The organism is Streptosporangium sp. NPDC001681, assembly GCF_040298085.1.
Classification (GTDB): domain Bacteria; phylum Actinomycetota; class Actinomycetes; order Streptosporangiales; family Streptosporangiaceae; genus Streptosporangium.
In genome coordinates this window covers 1-19,906 of record NZ_JBEOZN010000164.1, presented here as the reverse complement: position 1 = coordinate 19,906, position 19,906 = coordinate 1, and the positions used below count along the sequence as shown (strand labels likewise).

The 19,906-nt window shown below is 70.0% G+C and carries 16 protein-coding genes and 1 pseudogene; 16 read left to right on the top strand and 1 reads right to left on the bottom strand.

Annotated features, from left to right (window positions below):
• Positions 1-65: 65 nt before the first annotated feature.
• From ABT130_RS42265 to pssA, 9 genes and pseudogenes are all read left to right on the top strand, one after another.
• Positions 66-653, top strand: a pseudogene (locus tag ABT130_RS42265) (DNA repair protein RecN); the annotation flags it as partial.
• A 159-nt stretch (positions 654-812) separates the two neighbouring features.
• Positions 813-2,024, top strand: coding sequence for a putative cytokinetic ring protein SteA (gene steA / locus ABT130_RS42260; RefSeq protein WP_350965411.1), 1,212 nt, complete (start codon positions 813-815; stop codon positions 2,022-2,024).
• Positions 2,021-2,995, top strand: a complete 975-nt coding sequence (locus ABT130_RS42255; protein ID WP_350918731.1) for a copper transporter — start codon at positions 2,021-2,023, stop codon at positions 2,993-2,995. The genes steA and ABT130_RS42255 overlap by 4 nt, the downstream gene beginning before the upstream one ends.
• A gap of 4 nt (positions 2,996-2,999) precedes the next feature.
• Positions 3,000-3,866, top strand: coding sequence for a hypothetical protein (locus ABT130_RS42250; RefSeq protein WP_350965409.1), 867 nt, complete (start codon positions 3,000-3,002; stop codon positions 3,864-3,866).
• Positions 3,863-5,518 (top strand): murein biosynthesis integral membrane protein MurJ, encoded by a 1,656-nt coding sequence (gene murJ / locus ABT130_RS42245; RefSeq protein ID WP_350965407.1) that lies wholly within the window; start codon positions 3,863-3,865, stop codon positions 5,516-5,518. Before ABT130_RS42250 ends, murJ begins: the two co-directional genes overlap by 4 nt.
• Positions 5,508-6,626: a glycosyltransferase family 4 protein gene (locus tag ABT130_RS42240; RefSeq protein WP_350965405.1), complete on the top strand. Its 1,119-nt coding sequence runs from the start codon at positions 5,508-5,510 to the stop codon at positions 6,624-6,626. The genes murJ and ABT130_RS42240 overlap by 11 nt, the downstream gene beginning before the upstream one ends.
• A 312-nt stretch (positions 6,627-6,938) precedes the next feature.
• On the top strand, positions 6,939-7,928 hold the full coding sequence (locus ABT130_RS42235; RefSeq protein WP_350965403.1) for a TerC family protein: 990 nt from the start codon (positions 6,939-6,941) through the stop codon (positions 7,926-7,928).
• 128 nt (positions 7,929-8,056) lie between these two features.
• A complete protein-coding gene (locus ABT130_RS42230; protein WP_350918746.1) occupies positions 8,057-8,704 on the top strand; it encodes a phosphatidylserine decarboxylase in 648 nt (215 codons plus the stop codon).
• Entirely contained in the window at positions 8,691-9,524 is an 834-nt protein-coding gene (pssA, locus tag ABT130_RS42225) for a CDP-diacylglycerol--serine O-phosphatidyltransferase (RefSeq protein WP_350918749.1), read from the top strand. The genes ABT130_RS42230 and pssA overlap by 14 nt, the downstream gene beginning before the upstream one ends.
• An 87-nt stretch (positions 9,525-9,611) precedes the next feature.
• Here the strand turns inward: pssA and ABT130_RS42220 are convergent, their stop codons facing one another.
• Entirely contained in the window at positions 9,612-10,253 is a 642-nt protein-coding gene (locus tag ABT130_RS42220) for an MBL fold metallo-hydrolase (RefSeq protein WP_350918752.1), read from the bottom strand.
• A 270-nt stretch (positions 10,254-10,523) separates the two neighbouring features.
• On the opposite strand from ABT130_RS42220, the gene uvrA reads away from it, so the two are divergent.
• The 7 genes from uvrA (at position 10,524) to whiA (ending at position 19,753) form a co-directional block, all read left to right on the top strand.
• Positions 10,524-13,364 carry an excinuclease ABC subunit UvrA gene (gene uvrA / locus ABT130_RS42215; RefSeq protein ID WP_350918755.1) on the top strand — a complete coding sequence of 947 codons (2,841 nt, stop codon included), beginning with the start codon at positions 10,524-10,526 and terminating at the stop codon, positions 13,362-13,364.
• 88 nt (positions 13,365-13,452) lie between these two features.
• Entirely contained in the window at positions 13,453-13,878 is a 426-nt protein-coding gene (locus tag ABT130_RS42210) for a Rieske (2Fe-2S) protein (RefSeq protein ID WP_350965401.1), read from the top strand.
• A gap of 220 nt (positions 13,879-14,098) precedes the next feature.
• Positions 14,099-14,551, top strand: a complete 453-nt coding sequence (locus ABT130_RS42205; RefSeq protein ID WP_350965399.1) for a Rieske (2Fe-2S) protein — start codon at positions 14,099-14,101, stop codon at positions 14,549-14,551.
• Between the two features lie 368 nt (positions 14,552-14,919).
• Positions 14,920-16,878 carry an excinuclease ABC subunit UvrC gene (gene uvrC / locus ABT130_RS42200; RefSeq protein WP_350965413.1) on the top strand — a complete coding sequence of 653 codons (1,959 nt, stop codon included), beginning with the start codon at positions 14,920-14,922 and terminating at the stop codon, positions 16,876-16,878.
• The gene (gene rapZ, locus ABT130_RS42195; protein WP_350918764.1) at positions 16,875-17,747 is read left to right on the top strand and encodes an RNase adapter RapZ; all 873 of its coding nucleotides are present in this window, start codon (positions 16,875-16,877) and stop codon (positions 17,745-17,747) included. The genes uvrC and rapZ overlap by 4 nt, the downstream gene beginning before the upstream one ends.
• Positions 17,744-18,679 (top strand): gluconeogenesis factor YvcK family protein, encoded by a 936-nt coding sequence (locus tag ABT130_RS42190; protein WP_350918767.1) that lies wholly within the window; start codon positions 17,744-17,746, stop codon positions 18,677-18,679. Before rapZ ends, ABT130_RS42190 begins: the two co-directional genes overlap by 4 nt.
• A gap of 93 nt (positions 18,680-18,772) precedes the next feature.
• The gene (gene whiA, locus ABT130_RS42185; RefSeq protein ID WP_030905033.1) at positions 18,773-19,753 is read left to right on the top strand and encodes a DNA-binding protein WhiA; all 981 of its coding nucleotides are present in this window, start codon (positions 18,773-18,775) and stop codon (positions 19,751-19,753) included.
• Positions 19,754-19,906 lie beyond the last annotated feature (153 nt).

The window sequence follows — 19,906 nt, the reverse complement described above, 5'->3', positions numbered from 1 at the left end:
TCGGTCTCCATATCCCCCGCTAGCACTAGTCGACCAGGGGCCGCCTCACCGCGCGGCCCCCCGACCTGACCCGGGTCAGGTCGGTGGCCGCGGAGCGCTTCGGGCAGGCCGTGACCGAGGAGCTCACCGCACTGGCCATGCCGCACGCCAGGGTGGTGGTCACCATCGTCGCCGCCCCCGAGTTCGGCCCGCACGGTGTCGACGAGGTCGAGCTGCGGCTGTCGCCGCACCCCGCCTCGCCGCCCCTGCCGCTGAACAAGGGCGCCTCGGGCGGAGAGCTGAGCCGGGTGATGCTCGCCATCGAGGTGGTGTTCGCCGGCGCCGACCCGGTCCCGACGTTCGTCTTCGACGAGGTCGACGCGGGCGTGGGCGGCAAGGCCGCGGTGGAGATCGGCCGCAGGCTGGCGCGGCTGGCCAGGACCTCCCAGGTGATCGTCGTCACCCACCTTCCGCAGGTCGCGGCCTTCGCCGACCAGCATCTCGTCGTGGAGAAGGCCGATGACGGGAGCGTGGTGCGGAGCGGCGTGATCGCCCTCGACAAGGACGGCAGGGCGCGGGAGCTGTCCCGCATGCTCGCCGGGCTCGAGAACTCCGAGCTGGGCCGCGCGCACGCGGAGGAGCTCCTGTCGATCGCGGCCGCGGACAAGGCGTGACCGGACGCCTCCGGAAGGAGAGACGAGGGAGTAAGTAGCGGTTTGAAAGAGTAATCCGTATGTTCCGGGGGAGCAGGTGGCGGGGGTCACGGGTGACGTATCTGACACGCTGCCGACTGTTTGGCTCTCCTGGTCGTTCACTCTGGCAGGATGGTCGTGATGAAGGTGCCGATTGACGGGCTTCAAGACAGGCTCACCGGGTACCTCCGCCGCAGGAAGGTCACGGACCTTCCCGGGGTGACGGCAGTGGCGAGAATCGATCGGCGGACCAAGAGGCTGACCAAGCGCCTCAGGGCCGGGGAAATCGCGATTATCGATCACGTTGACGTTGACCGGGTTAGCGCGGAGGCGCTTGTCGCGTGCGGTGCGGCAGGCGTCGTCAACGTCGCCGCGGGCATCAGCGGCCGTTACCCCAACCTGGGCCCGCAGATCATCGTTGACGCCGGAGTGCCGTTCGTGGACAACGCCACCTCCGAGCTGTTCGAGCGGATCAAGGACGGAGACCTGGTCCGGCTGCACGAGGGCGTCGTCTACCTCGACGAGGAGGCGGCCGGCAAGGGCGACGTGCAGACCCCCGAGTCCGTCGAGGCCGCGATGACCGAGGCGCGGGCCGGGCTGACCGTGCAGATCGAGGCGTTCGCGGCCAACACCATGGAGTACGTCCGCCGCGAGCGTGATCTCCTCATCGACGGGATCGGCGTTCCCGACATCCGGACCGTCATGGAGGGCAGGCACGTCCTCATCGTGGTGCGCGGCTACCACTACAAGGAGGACATCGCCGCCCTCCGTCCCTACATCCGTGAATACCGCCCGGTCATGATCGGGGTGGACGGCGGGGCCGACGCGCTGCTGGAGGCCGGTTACCTGCCGGACATCATCGTCGGCGACTTCGACTCGGTCTCCACCAAGGCGCTCACCACCGGTGCCGAGCTGGTCGTGCACGCCTACCGCGACGGCAGGGCGCCGGGGCTGGAACGGGTCCAGCAGCTCGGTCGCAGCGCGGTGATCTTCCCGGCGATCGGCACCAGCGAGGACATCGCCATGCTGCTCGCCGACGACAAGGGCGCCGACCTCATCGTCGCCGTCGGCACCCACGCGACGCTGGTGGAGTTCCTCGACAAGGGGCGCTCCGGCATGGCCAGCACCTTCCTCACCCGCCTGCGGGTGGGCAGCAAGCTCGTCGACGCAAAGGGCGTCAGCCGGCTCTACCGCAGCCGGATCTCCACCCCGTCCCTGCTCCTGCTCGTCGCCACCACGCTGATCACCATGGGAGTGGCGATCGTCGTCTCTCCGGTGGGCAAGATCTGGCTGGACAGCGTCCGCGACGTCTGGAGCGGCTTCATCTTCTGGCTGGTCGGACTCTTCTCGTGATCGATTTCCGCTATCACCTCGTCTCCATCGTCGCGATCTTCCTCGCGCTGTCGGTGGGCATCGTGCTGGGCACCACCCTCCTCGAAGACCCCGTCATCAAGGCGAGCGAGGGCCTGGCCAACCAGCTCCGCGAGGGCAACAACGAGCTCCGCACCCAGGTGGAGGCCCTGCAGCGGCGGGAGGCGGGCAACGACGCCTTCGTGGCCGCCGACACCCCCCGGCTGGTCCAGGACGCGCTCGTGGGCAAGCGTGTCGTGGTCGTCGAGGCACCGGGCGCCACGGTGAGCGTGCGTGAGTCGGCGCAGCAGGTGATCGAGGAGGCCGGGGCGATCGTGACCGGCCGGATCACCCTCACCGAGAGGTACATCGATCCCACCCAGACGGGTTTCGTCGACAAGCTGGCCGTCGGGGCCAAGGCCGCCGAGACCGTCTTCCCCGTCGAGGGCACGGCATACGACAAGGCGGCCCAAGTGCTCGCCGACGCGATCGTGACCAGCGACCCCGTCCAGGCGGGCAAGGAGCATCCGGCCGGCGTGGGCATCCTCGACGCCTTCCAGCGCGCCGGCCTGCTCACCATCACCGACGACCCCGCCAAGCGCGCGGAACTGGCCCTGATGATCGCCCCCGCGGAGGCGTACACCGGAGAGACCGCCGCCGGGCGGGCGAGCGCGCTCGTGGCACTGGCGCTGGGCCTCGACGAGGTGGGCCAGGGCACGGTACTGGCCGGTACGCAGACCTCCGCCGCGGCCGGTGGGATCATCACCGCGCTCCGTGAGGAGACCTCCTTCACGGAGAAGGTCTCCAGTGTCGACACCGCGGATATGCCCTCGGGGCGGGTCGTGGTGGTCTACGCTCTCCGAGAGCAACTGGCCGGGCTCGCCGGCCAGTACGGCATAGGCTCCGGCGTCTCTGGTATCAAGCCCAGCGCGACGCCCACCCCCACGGCCGTCACGGCCACCTCCGGAGGATGACCCGATGGCTCGTCGTGCTTTTCTCGGTGCCCTCACCGGTGCGCTCCTCGGCGCGGTCGCCGCGCGTGCCGCGTACGCGGCCTTCACCCGCAGGCCTCCGGTCGGCGATGTGGAGACCTGGGCGCGCACGAACCACAGGGGCGAACCGATCACCCTGCTCGAAGGCCCGGCGTTCGTCGCCGGCGCCGGTGCCGCGGCGGCCGTGATCCCCGGCCTGACCGGCAGGGCCCGGGTGGCGGCGCTGCTGGCCGCGGTGGGGGCCGGCGGCCTCGGTGCCTACGACGACCTGTACGGCGCGACCTCCTCCAAGGGATTCAAGGGGCATCTGAGCGCCCTGGCCAAGGGGGAGATCACCAGCGGGGCCCTGAAGATCCTCGGTATCGGCGCGACCGGCCTGGCCGCCGCAGCCGCCACCTCCCGTGCGCCCCTCGACGTCGCCGTCAACGGCGCGTTGATCGCCGGGAGCGCCAACCTGGCCAACCTCTTCGACCTGCGTCCCGGGCGTGCCGTCAAGGTGGGCCTGCTCGCCGGCGCACCCCTGCTCGCCGCGGCTCTGCTCAGGGACGACCCGGTCCCGGCCACCCTGGCCGCGCTTCCCATGGGCGCCGCCGCCGCGCTGCTGCCCGAGGACCTCGGCGAGCGGGCCATGCTCGGTGACGCGGGGGCCAACGCGCTGGGCGCGCTTGTCGGCCTGGCCGCCGCCGTCACCCTGGGCCGTCCGGGACGCCTGGCCGTGCTCGGCACAGTGGTCGCGCTGACCGCCGCCTCGGAGAAGGTCAGTTTCACCAAGGTGATCGCGGGCAACCCCGTCCTGCACCGCTTCGACATGCTGGGCCGTCGTCCCGTGGAGCAGGCACCCGCCACCCGATGAGCAGCAGGATCGCCCAGGGGGTCGCGGGAGCGGCACTTCTCATCGGGATCGTGACCGTCCTGGCCCGGCTCGTCGGGTTCGGCCGCTATCTCGTCCAGTCGCAGACCGTCGGCAACCTCTGCCTGAGCACCGCCTACAACACCGCCAACTACGTGCCCAATATCGTCTTCGAGCTGGTGGCGGGCGGCGCGCTGGCCGGGATGGTGGTGCCGGTGCTGGCCTCGGCGGCCTCCAGGGCCGACGACGACCCCGAGGCCAGGGCGGAGGCCGGCCAGATCACCTCGGCGCTGCTCACCTGGGTGATGCTCGTCATGGTGCCGCTGGCACTGCTCATCGTGGCGTTCGCCGGGCCGATCGTCGCGCTGCTGGTGGGCGGTCCGAGCGGCTGCGACCTGACGGAGGTCGTCGAGGTCGGCACCGGCATGCTCGTCGTCTTCGCCCCCCGGATGATCTTCTTCGGACTGGCCGTCGTTCTGTACGGCGTGCTCCAGGCACACCGGCGGTTCATGGGCCCGGCCCTGGCGCCGCTGGTCTCCAGCCTGCTCATCGTCGGCTCCCATCTGCTGTTCGGCGCGGTCAACGAGAAGGCCGCGGACCGGCTGACGGATTTGACCACCGCGGGGCAGCTCTCGCTCTCTCTCGGCGCGACCGTCGCCGCCGCCGCGATGGTGCTCACCGTCGTCGGCCCGGTGGCCAGGCTCAGGCTCAGGTTGCGGCCCACCCTGTCGTTCCCTCCGGGGGTCGCCGCCCGGGCGCGGCGGCTCGCCACGGCGGGCATCGCTGTGCTGATCGCGCAGCAGGTCACGCTGATCGTCGTCATCTTCCTGGCCAACAACCTGGGCGGCGAGGGGGCGCTGGGCGTCTACACCTACGCCTGGGCGCTGTACCAGCTACCGTACGCGGTGCTCGTGATGCCGATCGCCACCAGTTCCTTCCCGGTGCTCTCCACCAGGGCGCAGGAGGGTGACCTGGCCGGGTTCAATGCCCTGACCTCGGCCACGACGCGGACCGTGCTGCTGGTGACGGGGCTCGCGGCCGGGGTGATGGCGGCGGTCGCCGTGCCGGTGTCGCGGGTGTTCCTGGAGGGAAGCCCAGGTGGAGCGCTCGCCGAGACCGAGATGGCCAGGGCGGTCGCGCTGTTCGCGCCCGGTGTGGTCGGGTACGCGCTCATGCTGCACTTCGCCCGCATCCTGTACTCCTGCGGCCTGGGCCGGTCGGCGGCCGCCGCCTCGGTGGCCGGATGGGCCGTCGCGCTGGTGGCCCAGGTCGGGCTCGCCCATGCCGCCGCGGATCCGGCGGACGTGGTCGGGCAGCTGGCACTGGGCAGCACGATCGGCATGACCGTCGGCGGGCTGCTGCTGGCCCTCGCGGTGCTCCGGGCCAGGGGGGCGGCCGCGTTGGAGGGAACGCCGCGTACCCTCCTGGCCGCCCTGGTCGGCGGTGTCGCGGCCTGGGGGGCGGGCCTGGCCCTGGTCAACACTTTCGGGGCGGTGTCCAAGCCGGCCTACGTGGCGGTCGGACTGGCCGCCGCGACGGCCGGGGTGGCCGCGTTCGCGGCCGTGGCGATGATGGTCGACAGGCGAGACGCCCGGGCGCTGCTGGCACGACTGCGCGGGGGACCGGTGAAGGAGGGGAGCGGTTTTGACGGTTGATCAGGGGACGCGCGTGGCGTTCGTGCTGGGAACGAGCGAGGGAGGGGTCGGCAGGCACGTCGCCATGCTGGCCGGAGGGCTGGTGCGCGGCGGCCACCGGGTGGTCGTGGCGGGCCCCCCGAGCACGGAGCGGGCCTTCGGGTTCGCCGCACTCGGCGCGCGCTTCGTGCCGGTGCCGATCTCCGACCGGCCCCGCCCACTCGACGATCTACGGGCGGTCATGGCGCTCAGGACGCTGCGCGGGGCGCATGCCGTGCACGCCCACGGGCTGAGAGCCGGGGCGCTGGCGGCGATCGCGCTGGCCGGAACCGGAACCGGCCTGGTGGTGACTCTGCACAACGCCGCGACCGCGGGCGGTGTGGTCGGCGCGGTCTACGGCCTCCTGGAACGGATCGTGGCCCGCCGCGCCGACCGGATCCTGGTCGTCTCCCCCGATCTGGGGGAGCGGATGGCCCACCTGGGGGCCAGGGGGGTCGAGGCCGCCGTGGTCCCGGCGCCCGCGCTGCCTCCTTCCGGGCGCGCGGCCGGGGACATCCGGCGAGAGCTCGGTACGGGAGAGCGGGCGATCTTCCTGACGGTCGCCAGGCTCGCCCAGCAGAAGGGCCTGGAGACCCTGCTCGATGTGGCGAAGGCCCTGCCGGAGGTTCGCCGGGACGCGGAGCACGCGTCGGGGCCGGTGTTCCTGGTGGCGGGGGAGGGGCCGCTGCGAGCGGAGTTGCAGGAGCGGATCGACCGGGAGAACCTGCCGGTACGGCTGCTCGGTGCCCGTACCGACGTGGGGGACCTGCTCGGGGTGGCCAGGGCACTGCTGGTGCCGAGCCGCTGGGAGGGGCAGCCGCTCACCGTGCAGGAGGCCCTGCGGGCGGGGACGGCGGTCATCGCCACCGCGGTGGGGGGCATCCCGGCAATGGTGGGTGAGGCGGGGCTGCTGGTGCCGTACGGGGACGTCGCGGCGATGCGCGACGCGGTCGCGAGGGTGCTCGCCGACAACGGCCTCGCGGAGGAGCTGGCCGCTGCCGCCGCCGGGCGAGGCCGTGGGATGCCGGGTGAACCGGAGGCGCTGGAGGCGGTACTCGCGGTCTACGCCGGGCTTTCCCCAAGAGGCTGAAAGGACCCGTTCGCGGTTCGCGCCAGATTCCCGGAGGGGGTTTGGGGCCTGGCGGCGGGCGAGGCCGGAAGCCCGATGGAACAGGCGGAGAGGTCGTGATGTTGGATTAGGCGCCACCATGCCGGAGACCTATACTGGCGTGTTTAGGGGGGGAGTATCCCTTCGCGGCAGTCTCGTCATCACGGTGTTGCCTCGCTCCACGAGGCCCCCGGGGCTGTCGGTCCGCGCTTCGACATATCTCAGTCGATGCCTCATGCGGGCGGGAGAGACCTCCGGCAGTCTGTCGTGCGCGCCGCCGGAGGTTTATCAGTTGTGATTGTTCCTGTCTGGGCATGGTTGGCCGTTATCGGCGGTTTGCTCATCGTTCTCGCCTTCGATCTGTGGATCGTCGACCGGGGCGAGCCGCGGGAGTTCTCCCTCAAGCAGGCCGGGTTCTGGGTCGGCTTCTACGTCACCCTCGCGGTGATTTTCGGTATCGTATTGTGGATCTTCGCGGGCCCCACCTCCGCGGGACAGTTCTTCGCCGGCTACATCACCGAGTACAGCCTGAGCGTCGACAACCTTTTCGTCTTCTACATCATCATGACCCGCTTCGCGGTGCCGAAGATCTATCAGCACAAGGTGCTGCTGATCGGCATCCTGATGGCGCTGGTCATGCGCAGCGTCTTCATCGCCCTCGGCGCCGCCGCCCTGTCCAACTTCGGCTGGCTGTTCTACGTCTTCGGCCTGTTCCTGATCTACACCGCGGTCCAGCTCGTCCGCCAGTTCGGCCAGGAGGAGGACCTTCAGGAGAACGCGGTCCTGCGCTGGGCCCGGCGTGTGCTGCCGCACACCGACGACTACGTGGGTTCCAAGGTCGTCGTCAAGGTCAACGGCAGGCGCATGGTCACCCCGCTGCTGATCGTCATGATCGCCATCGGTACCACCGACCTGCTGTTCGCGCTCGACTCGATTCCGGCGATTTTCGGCCTGACCACCGACGCCTTCATCGTCTTCACCGCGAACGCGTTCGCGCTGATGGGGCTGCGCCAGCTCTACTTCCTGCTGGGAGGCCTGCTCCAGCGGCTGGTCTACCTCAGCTTCGGTCTCGCGTTCATCCTCGGTTTCATCGGGGTTAAGCTGATCCTTGAGGCGCTGCACTCCAGTGGCGTTTCCTGGGCTCCCGAAGTGCCGATCTGGGTGTCGCTGTCGGTTATCGTCGTCACGATGGTCGTCACCACCGCGATCAGCCTGGCGAAGGTCCGGCGTGATGCTCGTGCAGGCAAGGAAAACACCACCCCGGCGAGTGTCGAGCAGGGCTAGCGAATCGGCGTGTGAGGCGCTTTGCTTGTCTCATTGCGCCTTATAAGGGCTAAGAGATGGGTAACATCCTGCCCCAGAGCGGGTAGACATACCGGTCTAATGCCGCAAGACATCACAAAAGGTTCCCTGTGTCCCACGATTCAGTAAGCCACCGGCCAGGTCCGCTGGGCCTGGCACGTGGCGTCTCCCCGTGGTTGCTCCCGACCGTGGCCGCCGCCACCGTGACCGCCCTGCTCAGCCGCCGTGACCGGCGCTGGGCGCTGGCGGCGGTTCCGCTGACCGCGCTCACCGGTGGGATGCTCTGGTTCTTCCGCGATCCGGATCGGACTCCGGGCACCGGGCGGATCCTGTCGCCCGCGGACGGTGTGGTGCAGAGCATCGATCCATGGCCGGACGGCCGGACCAGGGTGGCGATCTTCATGAGCCCACTCGACGTGCATGTCAACCGGGCGCCACTGGCCGGCACGGTCACCTCGGTGGAGCATGTTTCCGGGGGGTACCTGCCCGCGTTCAACAAGGACAGCGACACCAACGAGCGGGTCGTCTGGCACCTGGACACCGCGCTCGGCGACATCGAGTTCGTCCAGATCGCCGGCGCGGTCGCTCGCCGCATCGTGCCCTACGTGGCCGAGGGGGCGAAGGTCGCCAGAGCCGAGCGGATCGGCCTGATCAGGCTTGGCTCGCGGGTCGACGTCTACCTCCCCGAGGGGATCGCCCCGGCCGTCTCGGTGGGCCAACGGACCGTCGCGGGGGTGACCGGTCTTGACCACGGCTGACGCGAGCTGGCCGATGGACGAGACGGACGACGAGCCGCGAGGGCCCGTGGGCAAGGCGTTCCGCCTGTCGGCCGCCGACTCCCTCTCGCTTGGCAACGCCCTCTGCGGCTTCCTGGCGGTCTGTGTGCTCTCCTGGTCGGCCATCAACGCGCTGCAGGAGGGCAAGCCCTTCGCGGCCGACCCCCGGTTCTTCGGCACCGCCGTGGTGCTCCTGCTGATCGGTGCCACCTGTGACCTGTTCGACGGGCTGGTGGCCAGGAAGTTCCGCGCCTCGGCCATGGGCGCCGAGCTGGACAACCTCGCCGACGTGATCAGCTTCGGCTTCGCCCCCGCCTTCATGGTGGTCATCTGGGCGGGGTTCAATCAACAGATCCCGTTCCTGCTGGTGATGACCGCGGCGGCGTCCGTGCTGCTGGCCGGGGTCATCCGGCTGGCGCGTTTCGCCTGTGTGAAGACCAAGAGCGGCGACTTCATGGGCCTGCCCATCCCGATGGGCGCCATGACCGTGGTCTCGGTCGTACTGCTGTTCCCCCCGTCGACCTGGACGATCCTGCCCATCTTCGGTGTGGCGTATCTCATGGTGAGCCGGATCGAGTACCCCAAGCCCAAGGGCAACGTGGCCGCCGGGGTGCTCGCCTGGATGATGATCAATGTTGCCTGCCTGACCATCTGGGTCGCGGGCCTGGCCGGTGGCGACACGCTGATCAAGGTCGGGGCCGTCATGCAGATGACGATCGTGGCGGCCATCCCGCTGCGTGTCCTGATGTTCAAGCGGGAGAAGCGCAAGGAGCAGCGCAGGGCGTCCGCCGAAGTCGGCTGACCGCCGGAACCGCCCGCCGGGACCGGCGGTCCCCGCGGGCGGAGGTTCCCCGGCGGCGCGGGCGGTGAGACCTCCGCGCCGCGAGCGTCACCAGCCCCGCTCGCGCCACTCGGGCAGGCAGGGGCGCTCGGCGCCGAGCGTGGTGTCCTTGCCGTGGCCCGGATAGACCCAGGTGTCGTCCGGCAGCCGGTCGAAGATCCGCTCTGACACGTCGGCGAAGAGCTGGGCGAACCGCTCGGGATCCTTGTTGGTGTTGCCGACGCCGCCGGGGAAGAGCGAGTCGCCGGTGAACAGGTGGCCGGGGTGGTACAGGGCGATCGAACCCGGGGTGTGCCCGCGCAGGTGGATCACCTCCAGGCCGACCTCGCCGACGGTGATCTCCTCGCCGTGCCCCACCTCCAGGTCCACCGGCACCGGCAGCCCCGGCGCGTCGAGCGGGTGGGCGATCACCGAGGCGCCGGTCGCCCGGGCGACCTCCTCCAGGGCCTGCCAGTGGTCGCCGTGCTGGTGGGTGGTGATGATCTTGCTGATCGGCCGGTCACCGATGAGCTCCAGCAGCCGGTCGGGCTCGGCGGCCGCGTCGATGAGCGCGCCGTCACCGGTCCGGGTGCAGCGGAGCAGGTAGGCGTTGTTGTCGAACGGGCCGACGGCCAGCTTGGCGATCGTCAGGCCGGGCAGCTCACGCAGGTCTGCGGGGCCGCCGACCTGCACATCACCGGTGTACGTCACGGGTTCTCCTCGGATGGTGTCACGGCGGGGCGGGGCACGGGTGGTGCCCGCCCCCACCCTCATCATCGCCGCCCGGCGGGTGGTGCGGGGCATAAGGGGGGTGTTCCCACTGTTGAAACCGGGGACGACCTGCCACATCCAAGAGAAGACCGTAGTCTGGAGAGGGCGGGGAACCCCTGAGCTCCGGACGCCGGCCCGGAAAATTGTCGGTCCCTCTCGCTAGTCTTCCCGCGACCGCTTCCAACCCTCTAAATCGACGTCGGGACTACCGTGGCTGACCGCCTCATCGTGCGTGGTGCACGTGAACACAACCTCAAGGACGTCTCGCTGGACCTCCCGCGAGACTCTCTGATCGTCTTCACCGGGCTGTCCGGCTCGGGAAAGTCCAGTCTGGCCTTCGACACGATCTTCGCCGAAGGCCAGCGCCGCTATGTCGAGTCACTGTCGGCCTACGCGCGGCAGTTCCTCGGGCAGATGGACAAGCCCGACGTCGACTTCATCGAGGGCCTCTCACCCGCGGTGTCGATCGACCAGAAGTCGACGAGCCGCAACCCGCGCTCCACGGTCGGCACGATCACCGAGGTCTACGACTACCTGCGCCTGCTCTGGGCGCGCATCGGCAAGCCGCACTGCCCCCAGTGCGGGCGGGCGATCGCCAGGCAGAGTCCCGAGCAGATCGTCGACCGGGTGATGGAGCTCCCCGAGGGCACCCGCTTCCAGGTGCTCGCCCCGGTGGTCCGCGGCCGCAAGGGCGAGTACGCCGAGCTTTTCAGCCAGTTGCAGGCCAAGGGCTTCGCCCGTGCCCGCGTCGACGGCACGGTGGTCCGGCTGGATGAGCCGCCGACGCTGAAGAAGCAGGAGAAGCACGACATCGAGGTGATCGTCGACCGCCTGGCGGTGAAGGAGGGCGCGAGCAGCCGCCTGACCGGCTCGGTGGAGACCGCCCTGCAGCTGTCGGGCGGGACGATCACCCTGGAGTTCGTCGACCTGCCCGAGGACGACCCGAACCGTGAGCGCTTCTACTCGGAGCACCTCTACTGCCCCTACGACGACCTGTCGTTCGAGGAGTTGGAGCCCCGCTCGTTCTCGTTCAACTCGCCCTTCGGCGCCTGTCCCGAGTGCACGGGCCTGGGCGTCCGCATGGAGGTCGACCCCGACCTGATCGTGCCCGACCCGGAGAAGCCGCTGGGCGAGGGCGCGATCTCCCCGTGGGCCGGGGGGCACACCAGCGACTACTTCGTCCGCCTCGTCGAGGCGCTCGGCCTGAACATGGGGTTCAGCCTCGACACCCCGTGGGAGCGACTGCCGAAGAAGGCGCAGAAGGCCCTGCTCTACGGTCACGACGAGCAGGTCCACGTCCGCTACAGCAACCGCTACGGCCGGGAGCGCTCCTACTACACCACCTTCGAGGGAGCCATCCCCTGGGTGCAGCGTCGCCACGGTGAGTCCGACAGCGACGGCATGCGCGAGAAGTACGAAGGCTACATGCGGGAGATCCCGTGCCCGGCCTGCGAGGGGGCCAGGCTCAAGCCGGTCTCGCTGGCCGTCACGGTCGACGGCCGCTCGATCGCCGAGGTCTCGGCGATGTCGATCGGCGACTGCGCGACGTTCCTGGCGGGACTGACGCTGTCGGACCGTGACATGCACATCGCCGAGCGGGTGGTCAAGGAGATCAACGCCCGGATGGGTTTCCTGCTCGACGTGGGCCTCGACTACCTGACCATGGACCGGGCCTCAGGTACCCTCGCGGGTGGTGAGGCACAGCGCATCCGGCTCGCCACCCAGATCGGCTCCGGCCTGGTCGGTGTGCTGTACGTGCTGGACGAGCCCTCCATCGGCCTGCACCAGCGCGACAACCAGCGGCTGCTGGAGACCCTGATCAGGCTGCGCGACATGGGCAACACGCTCATCGTGGTCGAGCACGACGAGGACACCATCGCCGCCGCCGACTGGGTGGTCGACATCGGCCCGGGGGCGGGCGAGCACGGCGGCCAGGTCGTCGTCTCCGGCACCGTGGCCGACCTGCTGGCCTCGGAGGAGTCGATGACCGGCGCCTACCTGTCCGGCCGCAAGACCATCGCCATCCCTCCCGTACGCCGCAAGCGCGACAGGAAGCGGCAGCTCACCGTGAAGGGCGCCCGCGAGCACAACCTCAAGGGCGTCGACGTGGAGTTCCCCCTCGGGCTGCTGACCGCGGTCACCGGGGTCTCGGGGTCCGGCAAGTCTACCCTGGTCAACGACATCCTCTACAACGCGCTGGCCAAGGAGCTGAACGGCGCGCGTACCGTCCCCGGCCGGCACGCGCGGGTCAACGGGATGGACCTGGTCGACAAGGTCGTGCATGTGGACCAGTCGCCGATCGGCCGCACGCCCCGTTCCAACCCGGCGACCTACACCGGCGTCTTCGACAAGGTCCGTGACCTGTTCGCGCAGACCACGGAGGCCAAGGTCCGCGGCTACCAGAAGGGGCGCTTCAGCTTCAACGTCAAGGGCGGCCGGTGCGAGGCGTGCTCGGGAGACGGCACCCTCAAGATCGAGATGAACTTCCTGCCGGACGTCTACGTGCCCTGTGAGGTCTGCCACGGGGCGCGCTACAACCGGGAGACCCTGGAGGTCCACTACAAGGGCAAGACGATCTCCGAGGTGCTCGACATGCCGATCGAGGAGGCCCTGGGCTTCTTCGACTCCATCCCGTCCATCAAGCGCTACCTGCAGACGCTTTACGACGTCGGCCTGGGGTACGTCAGGCTCGGCCAGCCCGCCACGACCCTGTCCGGCGGTGAGGCCCAGCGGGTCAAGCTCGCCTCCGAACTGCAGCGCCGCTCCACCGGTCGGACGATCTACGTGCTCGACGAGCCCACCACCGGCCTGCACTTCGAGGACATCCGCAGGCTGCTGGGTGTGCTGGGCAAGCTCGTCGACGGCGGAAACACGGTCATCGTCATCGAGCACAACCTCGACGTGATCAAGACCGCCGACTGGCTGATCGACATGGGCCCCGAGGGCGGCTCCAGGGGAGGCAGCGTGCTCGCCGTCGGCACGCCCGAGGACGTCGCCCTGGTCGACGAGAGTCACACCGGCCGCTTCCTGCGCAAGATCCTCGGCACCTGAAGGCCGGATTCAGGGCCGGGCTCCCCCGTCAATACCCTTGACGCGGGAGCCCGGTTCTGACGGGGATGACGTTGCGAGAAGGGCCGCAATGAGCATGCAGGAAACCTCCGCCATGCCTGCGCGCAGGCAGGTGATCGCCGCCGCGGGGGCCGTGGCGTGCGGGGCGGCGCTGGCCGGGTGCGGCAGCGGGGAGCCCGCCGCCGCCATCGTGCCGCCGGGGATCAAGGGGAAGGTCATCGCGAGGACCGCCGACATCCCGGTGGGCGGCGGCAAGGTGATCACCAAGTGGAAGATCGTGATCACCCAGCCGACCTCTGGGGTGTTCAGGGCGTTCACGGCGAGTTGCCCGCACCGGGGGTGCGCGGTCGGGGGGATCGGGGACGGCGTCATCCGCTGCCCCTGCCACGGCAGCGAGTTCGCCGTCGACTCCGGCAAATGCCTCAAGGGCCCGGCGGAGGCGCCGCTGGTCCAGTACGCGCTGAAGGTCGAGGGTGACGGGATCATCGTGGTCTGACGGTTCGCGACGCCTTCTCCTCCAGGGGGCGGATTTGTCGAGCTCGTCGGGCTCATCGGGGCCGAAGTCCGCGATGAGGGTTTCCAGGGGGATTCTCCGGATGATCCAGAAAGAGCGCCAAGGAGGTAATTCTTCACAGTCTCCTGACACGGCGTACGGCATGCTGAACCGTCATCGGGGTGCCGGCCGTACCTGAAGATGACGATCCTGGAGGAGATACATGACTGAGACGACACGTCGTACGGTGATATTGGGTGCCGGAGGGGCCGGGGTGGCCGCGGTGCTGACCGCGTGCGGGAGCTCGGAAGAGCCCGCGGCGAGCGGCGGTGACGCCTCGTCGACCGCGTCCTCGCAGGCGCCGGAGGCCGGCGCGGGCGACTCAGTGGCGAACGCCCTGGCCAAGACCGCGGACATCCCCGAGGGGGGTGGCAAGGTCTTCAAGGACCAGAAGATCGTGATCACCCAGCCGGCCGCGGGCCAGTTCAAGGCGTTCAGCTCCGTCTGCACCCACCAGGGATGCGACGTGGACAAGGTCGCGGACGGCACCATCGACTGCCCGTGCCACGGCAGCAAGTTCAAGATCGCTGATGGTTCCGTGGCGGACGGCCCGGCCTCGAAGCCGCTGGAGGAGAAGGCGATCAAGGTGGACGGCGACTCCATCAGCCTCGCCTGAATCCGGTCATGGCTCCGCCGCCGGAAGGTTCGCCCCGGCGGAGAGGCCGCGCGTCACAGGTTCTTCGGGCGGGCTAGGACGTGCCGTGTGCGCGGGGGAGGGATCGGGGCTGCCCGGCCCGCGCACACGGCGGGCCCGCCCGGCGGGCCGGGCGCGGGAATCCCCGGCTTTCGAGCTTCGCGACCTCTGCGTCCCGTGTCGGATGACGACATCGGACACCGACCGGCGGCGATGGGCCGCCAGGGTCTTTTGAGCCTGGCGGACGGCAGGTGGTGATCCGTCCGCGAGTCCGCGGGCGGAACGGTGCCGGGAAAAGCGTAAGGAAACCTGTCGGTCCGGGCCGATAGGCTTTCTGTGTGGCGAGATCTGTGGGTGGTCCGGCGAGTTTCCGGCCGAAGCCGGGGTCGATCCCCGAGTCCCCCGGCGTCTACCGGTTCAAGGACGCCGGAGGCCGGGTCGTCTACGTCGGCAAGGCCAAGAGCCTGCGCCAGCGGCTCAACTCCTACTTCGCCGACTTCGCGAGCCTGCATCCGCGCACCCAGACCATGCTCACGACCGCCGTGGACGTCGACTGGACCGTCGTCGGCACCGAGGTCGAGGCGCTCCAGCTCGAATACTCCTGGATCAAGGAGTACGACCCGCGGTTCAACGTCAAATACCGCGACGACAAGTCCTATCCCTACCTCGCGGTCACCATGGGGGAGGAGTTTCCCCGGGTCCAGGTGCTGCGCGGGGCCAAGCGCAAGGGCATCCGCTACTTCGGCCCCTACTCCCACGCTTGGGCGATCAGGGAGACCGTCGACCTGCTGCTCCGGGTGTTCCCGATCAGGAGCTGCTCGACGGGGGTGTTCCGGCGGGCCGCGCAGGTCGGGCGCCCCTGCCTGCTGGGTTACATCGACAAGTGCTCCGCCCCCTGCGTCGGCCGGGTCACCGCCGAGGAGCACCGGAAGCTGGCCGACGACTTCTGCGAGTTCATGGCCGGCAACACCGGCCGGTTCGTCAAGCGGCTGGAGCGCGAGATGCGCGAGGCCGCCGCCGAGCAGGAGTACGAGCGGGCGGCCAGGCTGCGCGACGACATCGGAGCCCTGCAGCGGGCGATGGAGAAGCAGGCGGTGGTCCTCGGCGACAACACCGACTGCGACGTGATCGCCCTTGCGGAGGATCCGCTGGAGGCCGCCGTCCAGGTCTTCTACGTCCGTGACGGGCGCATCAGGGGCCAGCGCGGCTGGGTGGTGGACAAGGTCGAGGAGGCCACGCCCGGCGAGCTGGTCGAGCAGTTCCTCCTGCAGATGTACGGTGACGCGGCCGCCGAGGCGCTGCCCAGAGAGGTGCTGGTCCCCGTCCTGCCGCCCGATACGGAGGCGGTTTCCGAGCTGCTCGGCGAGCACCGCGGGGCCAGGGTGGAGATCAGGGTTCCGCAGCGGGGCGACAAGAGGTCGCTGATGGAGACCGTCGAGCGCAACGCCGTGGAGTCCCTGAAACAGCACAAGCTCAGGCGGGCCAGCGACCTGACCGCGCGGAGCAGGGCGCTGCAGGAGGTCGCCGACGCCCTCGGCCTGGACCAGGTGCCGCTCCGCATCGAGTGCTACGACGTCTCCCACATGCAGGGCACCGACGTGGTGGCCTCCATGGTGGTGTTCGAGGACGGCCTGGCCCGCAAGAGCGAGTACCGCAGGTTCTCGGTGCGCTCCACCGAGGGCGACGTCGCCTCCATCTACGAGGTGATCTCCCGACGCTTCAAGCGCTACCTGGAGGAGCGCTCGGCCACCGGGGATCTCGACGCCGACGCCATGGCAGAGCCAGGTGAGGGGCCCGGCGAGGGGCCGGGCGAGGGGCTGCGGACGCCGGGCATCGACCCGGAGACCGGCAAGCCGCGCAAGTTCGCCTACCCGCCCAACCTGGTCGTCGTCGACGGCGGTCCCGCACAGGCCGCGGCGGCCCGCAGGGCGCTCGACGAACTGGGCGTCGACGACGTGGCGGTGTGCGGCCTGGCCAAACGGCTGGAGGAGGTCTGGCTGCCCGGTGAGGACCTGCCGGTGATCCTCGCCCGCTCCAGCGAGGCCCTTTACCTTCTTCAGCGGGTGCGCGACGAGGCTCACCGCTTCGCCATCACCTACCATCGATCCAAGCGGTCGAAGAGCGTCAAGGAAAGCGCTCTGGACGAGGTTCCCGGACTCGGCCCGGCCCGCAGGCAGGCGTTGATCAAGCATTTCGGATCGGTGAAACGGCTGCGGGAGGCGACCGCGGCGCAGATCTGCGAGGTTCCCGGGATCGGCCCCTCGACGGCCGAGACGATCGTGTCGGTCTTGAAGGGGCAGAACCCATGAGCGAAAGAGAGTCCGCGTTCGTCCTCGTCACCGGAATGTCGGGGGCGGGGCGGAGCACCGCCGCCAAGGCTCTGGAGGATCTGGGGTGGTTCGTCATCGACAACCTGCCGCCGGGGCTGCTGTTCGCCATGGCCGAGGAGGCGGGGCGGGTCAAGCTGGCCGCCGACAAGGTGGCCGCGGTGGTCGACGTGCGCAGTCTGGCCTTCACCAGCGACCTCAACAGTGCCATCGAGGAACTGGAGGGGCGCGGCGTCGGCGTGCGGGTGGTGTTCCTTGAGGCCAGTGACGAGGAGCTGGTCCGCAGGTTCGAGAACGTCCGCCGCCCGCACCCGCTGCAGAGCGACGGCCGGCTGGTCGACGGGATCGCCCGCGAGCGCGGCATCCTGCGTGAGGTCCGGGCCAACGCCGACCTGGTGATCGACACCTCCAACCTCAACGTCCACGAGCTCAGGGGGAAGATCGTCGCCTTCTTCGGTGGCGAGGACCGTCCGGGCCTGCGGGTCAACGTCGTCTCCTTCGGCTACAAGTACGGCCTGCCGGTCGACGCGGACATGGTCGTCGACTGCCGGTTCCTGCCCAATCCCCACTGGGTTCCCGAACTTCGCCCCATGAACGGTCTGGACGCCCCCGTACGGGAGTACGTTCTCAACCAGGCGGGTGCGAAGGAACTTCTGGACGCCTACGACGAGGTGTTCGCCATCATCGCCTCCGGCTACACCCGCGAGGGCAAGAGCTACGCCACGCTCGCCGTCGGCTGCACCGGGGGCAAGCACCGCAGCGTCGCCATGGCCGAGCAGATCGGCGGCCGGCTGCGGGATCGGGGTGGCATGGAGGTGCAGGTAAGCCATCGGGATGTGGGCCGGGAGTGAATGAAGGTCTCAAGGTCGTCGCGCTGGGTGGAGGACACGGGCTGTACGCCTCGCTGTCGGCACTGCGGAGGGTCACCTCCCGGCTGACGGCGGTGGTCACCGTGGCCGACGACGGAGGCTCCAGCGGCCGTCTCCGCCGCGAGTTCGGCGTGCTGCCCCCGGGAGACCTGAGGATGGCGCTGGCCGCCCTGTGCGGTGACGACGAGTGGGGCCACACCTGGAGCGAGGTCGTCCAGCATCGCTTCCGCAGCGATGGTGACCTGAACGGCCACGCGATCGGCAACCTGCTGATCGTGGCGCTCTGGGAGCGCCTGGGCGACACGGTCGCCGGACTCGACTGGCTCGGGCGGCTGCTCGGCGCGCACGGGCGGGTGCTGCCGATGTCCTCGGTGCCACTCGACATCGCCGCCGAGGTGGAGCTGGACGGCCTGGTGAGCACGGTGCGCGGCCAGGTGGCCTGCGCGCTCACCCCGGGCCGGGTCCGGGCCATCTCGCTGGTCCCCGAGGACCCGCCGGCGTGCCCTGAGGCCGTCGAGGCGGTCCTCGACGCCGACTGGGTGGTGTTCGGCCCCGGCTCGTGGTTCACCAGCGTGCTGCCCCACCTGAAGGTGCCCGAGCTGGCCGAGGCGTTGCACACCACCCGCGCGCGGCGCCTGGTCGCGCTGAACCTCGCCCCCCAGGCGGGGGAGACCGACGGTTTCTCCCCCCAGAAACACCTGGAGGTGCTGCGCCAGCACGCGCCCTCCCTGGAGGTGGACGTGGTCGTCGCGGACACCGGCGTGGCCGACGACGGTGAGGAGCTGGAGAAGGCCGCGGCCGGTCTCGGCGGGAGGCTGGTCCTGGCCTCCGTGGCGGATGAGGACGGCTCGCCGCGACACGATGCACAACGTCTTGCCTCCGTCCTGGACGAGATTTTCCGTGCGAAGCGTTGATCCTGGTCAGCGGTGCCCAGGAGTGCGAGAAACTGCTGTGAGCCCGATTCATCTCGAGCCGCATGGGGTCTGTATGGGGGAGGACGAACGCGCATGGCGATGACAGGTGTGGTCAAGGACGAGCTGAGCAGGCTGACGGTCCTGAAGCCTTGCTGCCGTAAGGCCGAGGTGTCGACGCTGCTGCGGTTCGCGAGCGGGTTGCACCTGGTGAGCGGCCGGATCGTGATCGAGGCCGAGCTGGACACCAACGTCACCGCCCGGCGGCTCATCAAAGACATCGGTGAAGTTTTCGGGCACAAGGCGGAGGTGCTCGTGCTGGCCCCGGCAGGGTTGCGCAAGGGATCGCGCTACCTCGTGCGGGTCTACCGCGACGGGGAGGCGCTGGCCCGCCAGACCGGCCTGATCGACAACCACGGGCGCCCGGTCCGTGGCCTGCCCCGCCAGGTCGTCGCCGGGGCGGCCTGCGATGCCGAGGCGGCCTGGCGGGGGGCGTTCCTGGCGCACGGCTCGCTCACCGAGCCCGGGCGCTCGATGTCGCTGGAGGTCACCTGCCCGGGGCCCGAGGCGGCGCTCGCGCTGGTCGGGTCGGCGCGGCGGCTGAAGATCCATGCCAAGGCCCGCGAGGTGCGCGGCGTCGACCGGGTGGTGGTCCGTGACGGCGACGCCATCGGCGCGCTGCTGACCAGGCTGGGCGCCCACGACAGCGTGCTGGCCTGGGAGGAGCGGCGGATGCGCCGCGAGGTCCGGGCGACGGCCAACCGGCTGGCCAACTTCGACGACGCCAACCTGCGCCGCTCGGCCCGCGCCGCGGTCGCCGCCGGAGCCAGGGTCCAGCGGGCACTGGAGATCCTCGGGGAGGAGGCCCCGGAGCACCTGGTGATCGCCGGCCGCCTGCGGGTGGAGCACAAGCAGGCGTCCCTGGAGGAGCTCGGCCAGCTCGCCGACCCGCCCCTGACCAAGGACGCCATCGCCGGTCGCATCCGCCGCCTGCTGGCCATGGCCGACAAGCGCGCTCAGGACATCGGCATCCCCAACACCGAGGCCAATCTCACCGTCGACATGCTGGCCCCCTGACGCGCTCCCCGATCCGAAAGGGCGGCGCCGCGCTCCCGGTGACCGCCCCCGGGGGGCGGCGGGGCCCGGGGGGGCGCGGGGCCCGGAAGTGGCGGGACGGCCGATAGGGAGAGCGGGGGGGTGGGAAAGATTGGTGTGTTGAGAGTTTTTTTA